This is a genomic window from Tenacibaculum xiamenense (genome assembly GCF_964513065.1).
GTDB classification, from domain to species: domain Bacteria; phylum Bacteroidota; class Bacteroidia; order Flavobacteriales; family Flavobacteriaceae; genus Polaribacter; species Polaribacter xiamenense.
Genome location: NZ_CAZEQU010000036.1, coordinates 1 through 17,095 on the forward strand (window position 1 = coordinate 1; position 17,095 = coordinate 17,095).

The 17,095-nt window shown below is 34.6% G+C and carries 1 protein-coding gene (cut by a window edge); it reads left to right on the top strand.

The features are described 5' to 3' along the window. Nucleotides 1-10: 10 nt before the first annotated feature. Nucleotides 11-17,095, top strand: part of the annotated coding region (locus ACKTTV_RS16875; protein WP_456243528.1) for a non-ribosomal peptide synthase/polyketide synthase (this coding region is incomplete at its 3' end). Its footprint extends 4,164 nt past the window's final position; 17,085 of its 21,249 annotated nt are in view.

The window sequence follows — 17,095 nt, forward strand, 5'->3', positions numbered from 1 at the left end:
GCAAGATGTATTGGGTATAGAAAAGGTTGGAGTTTATGATAATTTCTTTGAATTAGGAGGACATAGTTTATTAGTTGTTCAGTTAATATCGAGATTACAAAAGATAGACTTCAACATTGCTGTAAAAGATATTTTTTCAAAACCAACGATTGCATCGATGAGCGAGAGCGCTTCATCGTTATCATTAATGTATCAAGTTCCAGCGAATGGAATTACAGAGGGTACAGATTATATCGTTCCAGAAATGGTTCCTTTATTGGATTTTGATCAAGAAGATATTGATGCAATAGTTTCAAAGGTTCCAGGAGGAGTTGAGAATATTCAGGATATCTATCCATTATCACCATTACAAGAAGGAATCTATTTCCATCACTTAATGAGTGAAAAGGAGCAAGGAGATCCATATGTTTTATCTCATTTACTGTCTTTTGAAAATGAAGAGAAGCGTGGATCTTTTATCGATGCTTTACAATTTGTAGTAAACCGTCATGATGTACTAAGAACATGTTTTGTAAGTGAAGGTTTACCAAAAGCGGTTCAAGTAGTTCAAAGAGAAGCGAAGTTATCAATAGAAGAGCTAATATATAACCGTACTAAAGATGTTGACTCTCAATTAAAGGAGTTAACAGCTCCAGGAAGCCAATGGATAGACGCTTCAACTGCTCCATTATTACAATTAAAATCGGTGAAAGATTTAGAAAGTGGTAGCTGTTATTTAGTATTGAATCAACACCATTTGATATTAGATCATATTGGAATAGAGAAGATTGTAGCGGAGATTGAAGTTTATCTTTCGGGAGAAGCAGCAAGGCTTTTGGAGCCAGTATTATATAGAGATTTTATAGGTCATACGTTACATTCACAAGCAACTAATGATAGTGAAACGTATTTCAAAGGATTACTAGAAAGCATTGAGGAGCCTACATATCCATTTAGTCTATCTGATATCAAAGGAGATGGTGCGGACATACAAGAGTATAGTAAACTTTTGAACATAGAGTTAAGTGAGAAAATTCGAAATGTAAGCCTTCAATTAGGTATTAGCCCAGCTGTATTATTTCATGCAGCTTATGGATTAGTTGTAGGGAGATGTAGTAATACAGAGTACGCGATTTTTGGTTCATTATTTTCAGGGCGTTTACAAGGAGCTTCGAACTCAGCAGATTCATTAGGGTTGTTTATTAATACTTTACCGTTTTTAACTGAATTGAACGGAAGTACCTCAGATTATATCACTCAAGTTAAAAATAGATTAAATGAACTTTTATCTTATGAGCAAAGTCCATTAGCAGATATTCAAAATTGGAGTGGAGTATCAAATGAAGTTCCTTTGTTCAGTGCTTTACTAAACTACCGTCATTCTCTAGAAGCATCAAACAAAGAAGGTCTTACCTCAAGTTTAGGAATAACAAAAATAGAAAGTCAAGAACGTACGAATTATCCATTTACTTTAAGTGTTGATGATTATGGGGTTGATTTTGGATTAACAGCTCAAATAGATGAAAGTATTGAGGCTACTCGTGTTATAGAGTATATGCAAGAAGCTTTAGAGCAGTTAATCACAGGCTTAAATTCTGAAGAAGCTGTAGAGATAAACAATACGATTATCTTGCCAAAAGAAGAAGAGCAGTTATTATTAGATACTTTCAACAATACTGAAGTTGAGTATCCATTAGATACAACGATACTAGATCTTTTCTCAGAACAGGTAGCGCAATCACCAAAACAAGTTGCTGTTGTTTATAAAGGAGAAGAATTAAGTTATAACGAACTTGATAGGCGTTCGAATCAAGTAGCACGTTATTTACAAGCCGAGGGAGTTCAAGCAGATGGATTGGTAGGAATTTGTATGACGCGTAGCTTGGAAATGATTGTAGGAATCTTAGGAGTTCTAAAATCAGGAGGTGCCTATGTACCAATCGATCCGAACTATCCAAAAGAACGAATTGAATATATCATAGAAGATACTGGAATTGAATTAGTATTAAGTAATAAAGGAAGCCAAGAAGTTTTAGAAGATAAAGAAGGATTCACAAGTATTACTTTAGATACAGATTGGGATCAGGTTTCAGAGTATTCAACAAGAAAATTAAGCTATAAGTCTATCTCTCAAGAGAATCTTGCTTATGTAATTTATACTTCAGGAAGTACAGGAAAACCTAAAGGAGTACTTATTGAACATGGAAATATGTTCAACCTAGTGAACTGGGCAATAGATAATTTCAAAGATTCATTGGATCTAGGAATGCTAGCGAGTACTTCTATCAATTTTGATTTATCGATTTTTGAGATATTCACTTCATTAGCATCAGGAACTAAGATTGAGTTGGTAGATAATTTACTATCACTAGTTGAAGACTCAGAAGTTTCTGTATCACTAATCAATACCGTACCAAGTGTTTTATTAGGAGTCTTGGAATCAGGAAAATTACCTGAAACGGTAAAAACAATTAACCTTGCAGGTGAGCCATTATTACCAAGTTTGGTAGATCGTATTTACAATGAAAGCTCAGTAGAAGCTATCTATGATTTATATGGACCTTCAGAAGCGACTACCTATAGCACATTTATAAAGAGAGAGTTGAACGGAGTTCAAACTATTGGACGTCCAATAGCCAATACTCAGATTTATATTTTAAGTGAATCGAGTGAACTAGTACCAGTAGGAGTTGTAGGAGAATTATGTGTAGGAGGAAAAGGAGTTGCTAGAGGATACTTAAACCGAGAAGAATTAACCAATGAAAAATTTGTTCCGAATCCATTTAAGGAAGGAGAAAGAATTTACAAGACTGGAGATTTAGCTCGTTGGTTAGTTGATGGAACCTTAGAATATGTAGGAAGAAAGGATTCACAAGTAAAGGTTAGAGGATATAGAATAGAATTAGGAGAGATTGAAACAGCTTTAGCAACAATAAACAATATTCAAAGTAGTTGTGTACTTGCCAAAGAAGATGTTACAGGAAGTAAACGTTTAGTTGGTTATGTAGTTGCAGAAGGAGAGTTCGATAAAGAAAAAGTTCAAGCCGAATTAAAAGAGAGCTTACCAGAATACATGGTTCCTAGTTTATGGGTTGAACTAGAAGAAATGCAATTAACGGCAAGTGGAAAGTTAGACAGAAAAGCCTTACCAGAGCTGGATGGATCATTATTGTCAACCAAAGCTTATGTAGCTCCAAGAACTGAGGTAGAAGAGCAAATTGCTACGATTTGGCAAGACTTATTAGGCTTAGAGAAAGTAGGTGTTTATGATAACTTCTTTGAATTAGGAGGGCACAGTTTATTAATTGTTCAATTAATCTCGCGCTTACATAAGCTGAATTATCATATAGCCGTAAAAGATATTTTCTCAAACGCCACGATTGCGTCAATGGCTGAAATAGCAATGCCTTTATCATCAATGTACCAAGTTCCAACCAATGGAATTACTCCAGAAGTGGAATATATAGTTCCTTCGATGGTTCCATTGTTAGATTTTAGCCAAAAGGATATTGATACGGTTGTTTCGAAGATTCCAGGAGGAGTTTCAAACATTCAAGATATTTATCCTTTATCACCATTACAGGAAGGAATGTATTTCCATTATTTAATGAGTGATAAGGAGCAAGGCGATCCATATATATTACCAAGTTTATTATCATTCCCTGATAATAAAAAACGTGCTTTGTTTATCGAGGCTTTACAATTTGTCGTAAACCGACATGATGTTTTAAGAACTAGTTTTATAAGTGAGGGGTTACCAAAAACGGTGCAGGTAGTACAGCGAGAAGCTGAATTATCGATAGAGAAGCTAACATTTGATACTAAAGTAGATGTTTTATCTGAATTAGAGCAATTGACAGCTCCTGGAAATCAGTGGGTGGATGTTGCCAAGGCCCCATTACTAAATTTGTTAACGGCAGATGATCATACAAGCAATAATTATTATCTAGTTATACATCAGCACCATTTAGTGTTAGATCATGTTGGTTTAGAAACAGTTATTGGAGAGATTGAAATGTATCTTTCAGGAAACGAAGAAAGTCTTCCAACAACTGGATTATATAGAAACTTCATAGGGAATACATTATATGCGCAATCTGTAAATGATGGTGAAACTTATTTTAAAGATTTATTAGGTGATATTGAAGAACCTACTTATCCTTTTGAATTATCAAATGTCAGAGGTAACGGAAGTCATATTAAAGAGTCAGTAGCTGTCTTATCTGAAGATGTTAGTAATGAACTTCGAGAGATTAGTACGAAATTAGGAATGAGTCCAGCGGTATTATTCCATGCTGCTTTTGGATTAGTTGTTGCAAAATGTAGTAATTCTGAGTATGCCCTATTTGGATCGTTATTCTCTGGTCGCTTACAAGGTTCTTTAGCTGCAGCAAACTCACTTGGGCTATTTATCAATACCTTACCATTTTATACTTCTTTAGAAGGTAATGTTACTCAATATATCAACGAAATTAAGCAGCATCTGAATGAATTATTGCCTTATGAGCAAACACCATTATCAGAAGTGCAAGGTTGGAGCGGAATTTCAAATGAAGTTCCATTGTTTAGTGCTTTATTGAATTTCCGTCACTCCCAAGTTTCTGAAGAGGAAATAAGTAGTTCTTTCGATTTAGGAATTACAACCATAAGTGGTCAGGAACGTACAAATTATCCTTTTACATTAAATGTTGACGATTATGGATCAACTTTCGAACTTACAGCACTAATTGATGAACAAATTTCGGCAGATAAGGTATTGTCTTATATGCAAGAAGCCTTAGCTCGTTTATTGAAAGGATTAAAGACCGAGGAAAAAGCATCAGTTAGAAGTTTAGGTATTTTATCTGAAGAAGAAAGTAAAGAGATATTAGAAGTATTTAACGCAACTGAATTTAAGTATCAATCAGAGAAATCTGTTATAGAATTATTTGAAGAGCAGGCTCAAAAAACACCAAAAGCATCCGCGATTACTTTTGAAGGAACTACTTTGAGTTATGAGGAGTTAGATGCTCGTTCAAATCAACTAGCATATTATTTACAAGGTCAAGGAGTAGACACAAATACGTTTGTAGGAATCTGCATGGATCGTAGCTTGGAGTTACTTGTTGCGATTCTAGGAGTTTTAAAATCAGGAGGTGCTTATGTACCGATTGATCCAACTTATCCAGAAGATCGTATCGAATATATGTTGAGTGATGCTACAATTAATTTGGTATTAACAAGCAAGTCAAACAAAGAAACTCTCGCAGATAAAAAAGACATCTTAGTTATTGCTTTAGACCAAGAATGGGATTCGTTAATAGGAACATATTCAACAAAGACTTTAAATAAAGCTATTTCATCAAATGATTTAGCATATGTGATCTATACTTCAGGAAGTACTGGACAACCAAAAGGAGTTCAAATAGAGCATAAAAACATTGTAAGTTTAAGTACGAGTTGTGATTATGTAGCCTTGAATTCAGATACGGTTTGGTTATCAACAGGATCAATTTCGTTTGATGCAACCACCATTGAATATTGGGGAACATTACTCAATGGAGGAGAGCTTGTATTAACCACGAAAGAGACTTTATTAGATACCGCAAGTTTTAAAGCATTATTAAAAGAAAAAGAAGTTACTACCTTATGGATGACCGCTTCATGGTTCCACCAAGTAGTAGAGGAAGACACAAGCGTTTTTGCTTCATTACGTTATTTATTAGTTGGAGGAGATGTGGTTCTGTTCAACTATACCAATAAAATAAAGGAACTGTATCCAAACTTAACAATCATTAATGGATATGGACCAACAGAGAATACCACATTCTCAACTACGTATTCGATAGAAATCACAGAAGAGAATCTTCCAATAGGTAAGCCAATAAAGAATAGAGAGGCTTATATTGTTGATTCAGCAATGAATTTAGTACCCGTAGGTGTTGAAGGAGAATTAGTTGTAGGAGGAGCAGGAGTTGCTAGAGGTTATTTAAATAATGAAGAATTAACCAAAGAAAAATTCATTCCAAATCCATTTAAAGAGGGAGAGAGATTATACAAAACAGGTGATTTAGTAAAATGGTTACCTGATGGGAACATTGAGTTTGTAGGAAGAAAAGATGCTCAGGTTAAAATTAGAGGATATAGAATTGAATTAGGAGAGATAGAAAACAGCTTATCAAACTTAAGCTCAATTAGTCAATGTTGTATACTAGCTAAAGAGGCTGCCAATGGAACTAAGCGTTTGGTTGGATATGTAGTTTCAGAAGGTCCTTTTGATAAGGAAGTGATTCAAACCGAGTTAAAAAAGCATTTACCAGATTATATGATTCCATTGATTTGGGTGGAAATGGATGAGATGCCACTAACGAGCAATGGTAAATTAGATAGAAGAGGTTTACCAGAACCAGATAGTTCGGATTTATCAAGTAAGGAATACGTAGCACCAAGAAACGAAACGGAAAAAAAATTGGTAGCCATCTGGCAAGAATTGTTAGGTGTAGATCAAGTAGGTGTTTATGATGATTTCTTTGAATTAGGAGGACACAGTTTATTAATTGTGCAGTTGATTTCTCGAATGCAAAAAATGGATTTCTATGTTAATGTTAATGATATATTTTCAGGACCTACCATTGCAGAAATTAGCAAAAAAATATCTTCTGAAACACCAACTTATATAGTTCCAGCGAATGGAATAACCGAAGATATTGATCGTATTGTACCAGAGATGATTCCTTTATTGGATTTCAGTCAAGAAGATATTGATGAAGTTGTTTCAAAAGTAGGGGATCTTTCGAATATTCAGGATATCTACCCATTATCACCATTGCAGGAGGGGATGTACTTCCATTATTTAATGAGTGATAAAGAGCATGGTGATCCATATGTATTACCGAGTTTATATTCATTTTCAAGTGAAGAAAAACGAGCTTTATTTACGGAGGCTCTTCAATTTGTAGTGAATCGCCATGACGTATTGCGTACTTGTATTGTCAGTGAAGGGTTACCCAAAGCGGTTCAAGTAGTACTCAGAAACGTATCGTTAGAAGTTGAAAAGTTAGATATAGATGTATCAGAGCTTAGAGCTTTAACAGCTCCAGGAAAGCAATGGATGGATCTTTCTAAAGCACCATTACTAGAGTTAAAATCCGCAGATGATATTGCAAATAATAAGTACTATTTAATTATAAATAGACATCACTTAGTTTTCGATCATGTTGGTTTGGAAATTGTTGTGAATGAGGTGTATGCATATTTATCAGGAAAAGCAACTGGTTTACCAAAATCTGCTTTATATCGCGATTTTATTGGACATACCTTACATCAACAATCAGTTAACAATAGTAAATCTTATTTCAAAGAACTTTTAAAAGGAGTTGATGAGCCAAGTTATCCTTTTGGTTTATCAGACATCTTGGGAACAGGAGAAGGGATTAAAGAATCGCAACTTGTTTTACCAGAAGAATTAAGTACGGCTATTCGAAAGGTAAGTGTTGATTCAGGAATGAGCCCTGCAGTGCTATTTCATGCAGCTTATGGACTTGTGGTAGGTATCTGTAGTAACACAGATTATGCACTATTCGGTACTTTATTCTCAGGACGTTTACAAGGAGCATCAGGAGCAGCAGAATCACTAGGGCTATTCATTAATACTTTATCTTTCTTAGTAGATCTTAAAGGAAATGTATCTGAGTATGTAGAAGGAGTTAATCAAAAGTTACAAGATTTGTTGCCATACGAGCAAACTCCACTATCAAGCATTCAATCTTGGAGCGATATATCTAATGAGGTTCCATTTTTTAGTGCCTTATTAAATTACCGTCATTCATCATTAGAAACAGAAAAGATTGATGAAAATACTATTGATTTAGGGATAGAGATTTTAAGTGATCATGAGCGTACGAATTATCCATTTACATTAAATGTTGATGATTATGGAAAAGAGTTTAAGTTAACTGCTCAGATTGACGGAAGTATTGATACAGAACGAGTACTAGCTTTTATGGAAGAAGCTTTGGTACAACTTATAGAAGGTGTACAATCAAAAGAAGCTATACCAGTTGCAAGCTTATCAATTTTAGCACAGGAAGAAAAGAAGCAATTATTAGAGAATTTTAATGCAACAACTGTTGATTTTGGAACAGATCAAACCATTTTAGATTTATTTTCGGATCGAGTGAAGCAATCACCAAAACAAGTCGCTGTTGTTTATAAAGGAGAAGAATTAAGTTATAAAGAACTTGATCAACGCTCGAATCAAATAGCGCACTATTTACAAGTTCAAGGAGTTCAGCCAGATGGATTAGTAGGAATTTGTATGACGCGTAGTTTGGAGATGATTGTAGGAATTTTAGGAGTTTTAAAATCTGGAGGAGCGTATGTTCCAATTGACCCTAACTATCCGAATGACCGTATTTCTTATATCATTGAAGATACAGGAATTGAATTATTATTGAGTAATACTTCAAGTAGAAGTGTTTTAGAGGATAAAGAAGGTTTGACAAACATTGTTCTGGATACCGATTGGAATCAGATTTCAGAATATTCAACAAGAAAACCAAGCTATAAGTCAATATCACAGGACAATCTTGCTTATGTAATTTATACCTCAGGAAGTACAGGGAAACCTAAAGGAGTACTTATTGAGCATGGAAATATGTTCAACCTAGTGAATTGGGCGGTTGCCAATTTTAAAGGTTCATTGGATCTAGGAATGCTAGCAAGTACTTCTATCAATTTTGATTTATCGATTTTTGAGATATTTACTTCATTAGCATCAGGAGCAAAGATTGAATTAGTAGATAATTTATTATCACTAGTTGAAGATTCAGAAGTTTCTGTATCACTTATTAATACTGTACCAAGTGTTTTATTAGGAGTTTTAGAGTCAGGAAAATTACCTGAAACGGTAAAAACGATCAACCTGGCAGGTGAGCCATTATTACCAAGTTTAGTAGATCGTATTTACAAAGAAAGCTCAGTAGAAGCGATCTATGATTTGTATGGACCTTCAGAAGCAACTACCTATAGTACATTTATTAAGAGAGAATTCAATGGGGTTCAAACTATTGGACGTCCAGTAGCCAACACTCAAATTTATATTTTAAGTGAAAGGGATGAATTAGTACCAGTGGGTGTTGTAGGAGAATTATGTGTAGGTGGAAAAGGAGTTGCTAGAGGGTATCTAAACAGAGAAGAACTAACCAATGAAAAATTCGTTCCGAATCCATTTAAGGAAGGCGAAAGAATTTACAAGACAGGTGATTTAGCACGCTGGTTACCTGATGGAACTTTAGAATATGTAGGAAGAAAAGATTCACAAGTAAAAGTTCGTGGATATAGAATAGAATTAGGAGAGATTGAAACTACTTTAGCAGCAATAAACAATATTCAAAACAGCTGTGTACTTGCTAAAGAAGATGTTACAGGAAGCAAGCGCTTAGTAGGTTATGTAGTTTCGGAAGGAGAATTCAACAAAGAAAAAGTTCAAGCCGAATTAAAAGAGGTTTTACCAGAATACATGGTACCATCACTTTGGGTTGAACTTGAAGAGATGCCATTAACAGCTAGCGGGAAGTTAGACAGAAAAGGGTTACCAGAACTAGATGGATCTTTATTATCAACCAAAGCCTATGTAGCTCCAAGAACTATGGTGGAATCACAAATCGCTACGATTTGGCAGGATATATTAGACATAGAAAAGGTTGGAGTTTATGATAATTTCTTTGAATTAGGAGGTCATAGTTTACTAGTGGTTCAATTGATTTCGAGATTACAAAAACTTGATTTATACATTGAGGTTAAAGATATTTTTGCCAATGCCACAATTGCACAGATAGCAGAAAAATTATCATCTGATACTGAAAGATATCAAGTTCCAGCCAATGGAATTACAACAGAAGTAGAGTATATTGTTCCAGCGATGGTTCCATTATTAGATTTTACTCAAGAAGATATTGATATGGTGGTTTCGAAGGTTCCTGGAGGCGTTTCGAATGTTCAGGATATCTATCCTTTATCACCATTACAGGAAGGAATTCACTTTCATTATTTAATGAGTAATGAGCAGGAAGGCGATACTTATATTTTATCTAATCTTGTATCCTTTAAAGACAAAGCAAAACGTGCTTTGTTTATTGAAGCTCTTCAGTTTGTAATAAACAGACATGATGTATTAAGAACTTGTATTGTAAGTGAAGGTTTACCAAAAGCAGTTCAGGTAGTACAACGAGAAGCTCAATTATCGATAGAAGAATTAGTATTTGACAAGACAACAGATGTTTTAACTGAATTGGAGCAATTAACCGCTCCAGGAAACCAATGGATGGATATTTCAAAAGCTCCATTATTACAGTTAAAATCGGCAGATGATAATGATAGCGAAACTTATTATTTAATTATAAATCAACATCACTTAGTATTAGACCATATAGGTTTAGAAAGAGTGATTATTGAGATAGAGCAATATTTATCAGGAAATAAAGAAAACCTTCCTATTCCAGTACTGTATCGCGACTTTATTGCACATAATTTACACTCACAGATAACCAATGATGATGAAGCTTATTTCAAAGGTTTACTAGGAAGTATTGAAGAACCTACTTATCCATTTAACTTAACGAATGTTTTAGGAAATGGTAGCGGAATTGAGGAATTAGAAACTAGATTACCCAAAGAACTAAGTAAGCAAATTCGAGAAGTTAGTACCGAGTTAGGAATGAGTCCAGCAGTCTTATTCCATGCTGCTTATGGAATTGTTGTTGGAAAGTGTAGCAATAAAGAGTATGCTATTTTTGGTTCACTATTCTCAGGTCGTTTACAAGGAGCTTCTGGAGCAGATGAATCTTTAGGGTTGTTTATAAATACCTTACCGTTTTTTGCAAAACTAGAGGGGAACATTACAGAATTTATTCAACAGATTAAGCAAGGATTGAATGAGTTGTTACCTTATGAACAAACTCCATTGTCAAATATTCAGAATTGGAGTAATATTTCTAATGAAGTTCCATTATTTAGTGCTTTATTAAACTATCGTCATTCAATAGATCCTAATAATGCAGAAGATACTTCATTAGGGAAGGACTTGGGAATAACTCTTATTAATGGCCATGAGCGAACGAATTATCCACTCACTTTAAATGTTGATGATTACGGGGTTGATTTTGGGTTAACTGTACAAATCGAAAAACATATTGATGCGACTCGTATTATAGATTTTATAAAAGAAACTTTAGAGCAATTATTAGAAGGATTGACTTCTGAAAAAGCTATTAAAGTTACTGATACAGCAATTTTACCAAAAGAGGAACTAGAATTACTAAATAGCTTCAATGATACTTATGCTGAGTATCCATTAGATAAAACACTGGTTGATTTATTTGCAGAGCAAGTAGCTAGAACTCCAGAAGCGATTGCAGTTGTTTTTGAAAATGAAGCATTAACCTTTGCGGAATTAGACGAGCACTCAAATCAGTTAGGGCACTACTTACGTGAGCAAGGAGTTACTCCAGATACCTTAGTTGGTATTTGCATTGAACGAAGCATTGAAATGCTGGTGAGTATTTTAGGGATCTTAAAATCAGGAGGTGCTTATGTTCCTATTGATCCAGAATATCCAGAGGATCGTATTGAGTATATGCTCACTGATGCTGATATCAAATTGGTATTGACTAGTGCAAAAGTTAATTCAGAAGTACTAGGAGATCGAGAAGGTATTACAGCTATTGCTATAGATAGCCAATGGGAAACGATAGAGAATTACTCTAAAGAAGTTTTAACTTCGGTAATATCTCCAAAGAACTTGGCTTATGTCATTTATACTTCAGGAAGTACAGGAAAGCCAAAAGGAGTAATGAACCAGCACAATGGTATTGTGAATCGTTTATTATGGACGCAATCAGAATACCAGTTAACCTCAGAGGATACCATTCTACAAAAAACAACTTTCAGTTTTGATGTATCAGTATGGGAGTTATTATGGGGAGCAATTTGTGGATCGAAATTAGTATTTGCAAAACCAGAAGGTCATAAAGATGCTCGTTATTTAAAAGAAATTATAGAAGAACAAAAAGTAACAACGATGCACTTTGTACCATCGATGTTAAGAGTGTTCTTAGAAGAAATAGAAACAGGAGATTGTTCTTCTTTACGTCGTGTAATTTGTAGTGGAGAAGCTTTACAGGTAGATCATGTAGCATTATTTAATGAGAAGTTTACGGGAACGGAACTACACAACTTATACGGACCAACCGAGGCAGCAATTGATGTAAGTTATTGGCCAGTTCCATTAGACAAACAAATCGATAATGTATTAATCGGACGTCCAGTAGCCAATACAAGTTTATATGTACTAGATGATTCAATGAATTTAGCACCAGTAGGAGTTGCAGGAGAATTATGTATTGGAGGAGTTCAGGTAGCTAGAGGATATTTAAACAAAGAAGAATTAACCAATGAGAAGTTCATCTCGAATCCATTTAAGGAAGGAGATCAAATCTACAAGACAGGAGATTTAGCTCGTTGGTTACCAGATGGAACAATAGAATATATTGGAAGAAAAGACAATCAAGTTAAGATTCGTGGATATAGAATTGAGTTAGGAGAGATTGAGAATGCGTTATCATTATTAGAAAGTATCAGTCAATGTTGTGTATTAGCTAAAGACGATAGCATAGGAAGCAAACGTTTGGTTGCTTATATAGTTTCAAATGGAGAGTTCGATAAGGAAAACATTCAAAACGAATTAAAAGAAGTTCTTCCAGAATACATGGTTCCTGGTTTATGGGTTGAGTTAGAAACAATGCCATTAACAGTGAATGGTAAATTAGATAGAAAAGCCTTACCAGAACCAGATGGCTCTCTATTATCAACCAAAGAGTATGTTGCTCCAAGAAATGAGCTAGAATCTCAAATGGTGAGTATCTGGCAAGATGTATTGGGTATAGAAAAGGTTGGAGTTTATGATAATTTCTTTGAATTAGGAGGACATAGTTTATTAGTTGTTCAGTTGATATCGAGATTGCAAAAGATAGATTTCAACATCGCAGTAAAAGATATTTTCTCAAATCCAACGATTGCAGAAATAGCAGAAAGAGGATCTTCAGAGATTTCAACTTACGAAGTTCCAGCGAATGGAATTACAGAGGATACAGATTATATCGTTCCAGAAATGGTTCCTTTATTGGATTTTGACCAAGAAGATATTGATGCAATAGTTTCAAAGGTTCCAGGAGGAGTTGAAAATATTCAGGATATCTATCCATTATCACCATTACAAGAAGGAATTTATTTCCACTATTTGATGAGTGACAAAGAGCAAGGAGATCCTTATGTTTTATCGAGTCTATTATTTTTTAAAGATCAAGAAAAGCGAAGCTCATTTGTAGAAGCTCTACAATTTGTAGTAAACCGTCATGATGTATTAAGAACATGTTTTGTAAGTGAGGGCTTACCTAGAGCAGTGCAGGTAGTACAAAGAGAGGCAGTGTTGTTGATAGAAGAACTAACATTTGAAAATACTACAGAAGCCAAATCTCAATTAGAGAAATTAATAGCTCCAGGAAATCAATGGATAGAAGCTTCAACAGCTCCATTATTACAACTAAAATCAGTAAATGATTTAGAAAGTGGTAGCTGTTATTTAGTATTGAATCAACACCATTTGATCTTAGATCATATTGGAATGGAGAAGATTGTAGCAGAGATTGAGGTTTATCTTTCAGGAGAAACAACAACACTTTTAGAGCCAGTATTATATAGAGATTTTATAGGTCATACGTTACATTCACAAGTAACTAATGATAGTGAATCGTATTTCAAAGAGCTACTTGAAAATATAGAAGAACCTACCTATCCATTTGGTTTATCAAATATTAAAGGAGATGGAGGTGAAATAAAAGAATCAAGTAAGCTTTTAAACAAAGACTTAAGTAAGGAAATTCGAAATATAAGTATAAAGTTTGGTATTAGTCCAGCGCCTTTATTCCATGCAGCATATGGTTTAGTTGTAGGGAGATGTAGTAACTCAGAATATGCTCTATTTGGATCTTTATTCTCAGGACGTCTACAAGGAGCTTCGAACTCAGTGGATTCATTAGGGTTGTTTATTAATACTTTACCATTTTTAACGGAATTAAAAGGAAGTATTTCAGACTATATCATAGAAGTTAAAAATAGATTAAATGAGCTTTTATCTTATGAGCAAAGTCCATTAGCAGATATTCAAAATTGGAGTGAAATTTCTAACGATGTTCCTTTATTTAGTGCTTTATTAAACTACCGTCATTCTTTAGAAGTTTCAAATGAAGAAGGTCTTACGACGAGTTTAGGGATTACAAAAATAGAGAGTCATGAACGTACGAATTACCCATTTACTTTAAGTGTTGATGATTATGGGGTTGATTTCGGATTAACAGCTCAAATAGATGAAAGTATTGAGGCTACTCGTGTTATAGAGTATATGCAAGAAGCCTTAGAACAATTAGTACAAGGTTTAAACTCTGAAGAAACTGTAGCGGTAAACAATGCCGTTATCTTACCAAAAGAAGAAGAGCAGTTATTGTTAGATACTTTCAACAATACTGAAGTTGAGTATCCATTAGATACAACGATACTAGATCTTTTCTCAGAGCAGGTAAAGCAATCACCAAAACAAGTTGCTGTTGTTTATAAAGGAGAAGCATTAAGCTATAAAGAACTTGATCAGCGTTCGAATCAAGTAGCACGTTATTTACAAGCAGAGGGAGTTCAACTAGATAACTTGGTAGGAATTTGTATGACGCGTAGCTTGGAAATGATCGTAGGAATTTTAGGAGTTCTAAAATCAGGAGGTGCCTATGTACCAATCGATCCTAACTATCCGAATGATCGTATCGAATATATCATAGAAGACACTGGAATTGAATTAGTATTAAGTAATGCCGCAAGCCAAGATGTTTTAGAAGATAAAGAAGGATTTACAAGCATTGCGTTAGATACTGATTGGGATCAGATTTCGGAGTATTCAACAAGAAAATTAAGCTATAAGTCAATCTCTCAGGAGAATCTTGCTTATGTAATTTATACTTCAGGAAGTACAGGAAAACCTAAAGGAGTACTTATTGAACATGGAAATATGTTCAACCTAGTGAACTGGGCAATAGATAATTTCAAAGATTCATTGGATTTAGGAATGCTTGCTAGTACTTCTATCAATTTTGATTTATCGATTTTTGAGATATTTACTTCATTAGCATCAGGAGCAAAAATTGAGTTAGTGGATAACTTATTATCATTAGTTGAAGATTCAGAAGTTTCTGTATCACTAATCAATACCGTACCAAGTGTTTTATTAGGAGTATTAGAATCAGGAAAATTACCAGAAGCAGTAAAAACAATTAACCTAGCAGGTGAGCCATTATTACCAAGTTTAGTAGATCGCATTTACAAAGAGAGCTCAGTAGAAGTGATCTATGATTTATACGGACCATCTGAGGCGACTACCTATAGCACATTTATCAAAAGAGAATTAAACGGAGTTCAAACTATTGGACGTCCGATAGCCAACACTCAAATTTATATTTTAAGTGAATCGAGTGAATTAGTACCAGTGGGTGTTGTAGGAGAATTATGTGTAGGAGGAAAAGGAGTTGCTAGAGGATATCTAAATAGAGAAGAACTAACGAATGAAAAGTTTGTTCCGAATCCATTTAAGGAAGGAGAAAGAATTTACAAGACGGGAGATTTAGCTCGTTGGTTAGCTGATGGAACTTTAGAATATGTAGGAAGAAAGGATTCACAAGTAAAGGTTCGTGGATATAGAATAGAATTAGGAGAGATTGAAACAGCCTTAGCAGCTATAGACAATATTCAAAACAGTTGTGTACTTGCTAAAGAAGATGTTACAGGAAGCAAACGATTGGTTGGATATGTGGTTGCAGGAGGAGATTTCGATAAAGAAAAAGTTCAAGCTGAATTAAAAGAGAGCTTACCAGAATACATGGTTCCTAGTTTATGGGTTGAACTAGAAGAAATGCCATTAACCGCTAGTGGGAAGTTAGATAGAAAAGGGTTACCAGAACTAGATGGATCTTTATTGTCAACCAAAGCCTATGTAGCTCCAAGAACTGTAGTAGAAGAACAAATCGCTACTATTTGGCAAGATATATTGGGCGTAGAAAAAGTAGGAGTTTATGATAACTTCTTTGAATTAGGAGGACATAGTTTACTAGTAGTTCAATTAATCTCAAGATTACAAAAGCTTGATTTATACATAGAGGTAAAAGATATTTTTACCAATGCCACGATTGCACAGATAGCAGAAAAACTATCGTCTGATACAGAAAGATATCAAGTTCCAGCCAATGGAATTACACCAGAAGTGGAGCATATCGTTCCATCAATGGTTCCATTGTTAGATTTTACTCAAGAAGATATTGATAGGGTAGTTTCAAAGATTTCAGGAGGCGTTTCTAATATTGAAGATATCTATCCATTATCACCATTACAGGAAGGAATCTACTTCCACCATTTAATGAGTGATAAAAAGCAAGGAGATTCATATGTATTATCGAACTTACTATCATTTAAAGACAAAGAAAAGCGTCAATTATTTATCGAGGCATTACAATTTGTAGTCAATCGTCATGATGTTTTAAGAACTAGTGTTGTAAGTGAAGGCTTACCAAAAGCGGTTCAAGTAGTACAACGAGAAGCGGTATTATCAGTAGAAGAACTAATCTTTGATAACAAAGCTGATATTTTAACTGAATTAGAAGAGTTAACCGCTCCAGGGAATCAGTGGATGGATGTTTCAAAAGCACCATTGTTACAATTAAAATCGGCAGATGATAAGGAGCATGATCGTTATTACTTGATAGTGAATCAGCATCACTTAGTATTGGATCATGTTGGATTGGAGAAGGTTGTCGCAGAAATTCAAATGTACTTATTAGGCCATGAGTCTAATCTTCCAACTCCAGTATTGTATAGAGATTTTATCGGTCATACACTTCATGCACAAGCAACCAACGATGGAGAGTCGTATTTCCAAGGATTATTGGCGGATATTGAAGAACCAACATATCCATTTAATTTATCAGATACAAAGGTTAGTGCGAATGAGATCAAAGAGTCGAGTGTACTTTTATCCGATACATTA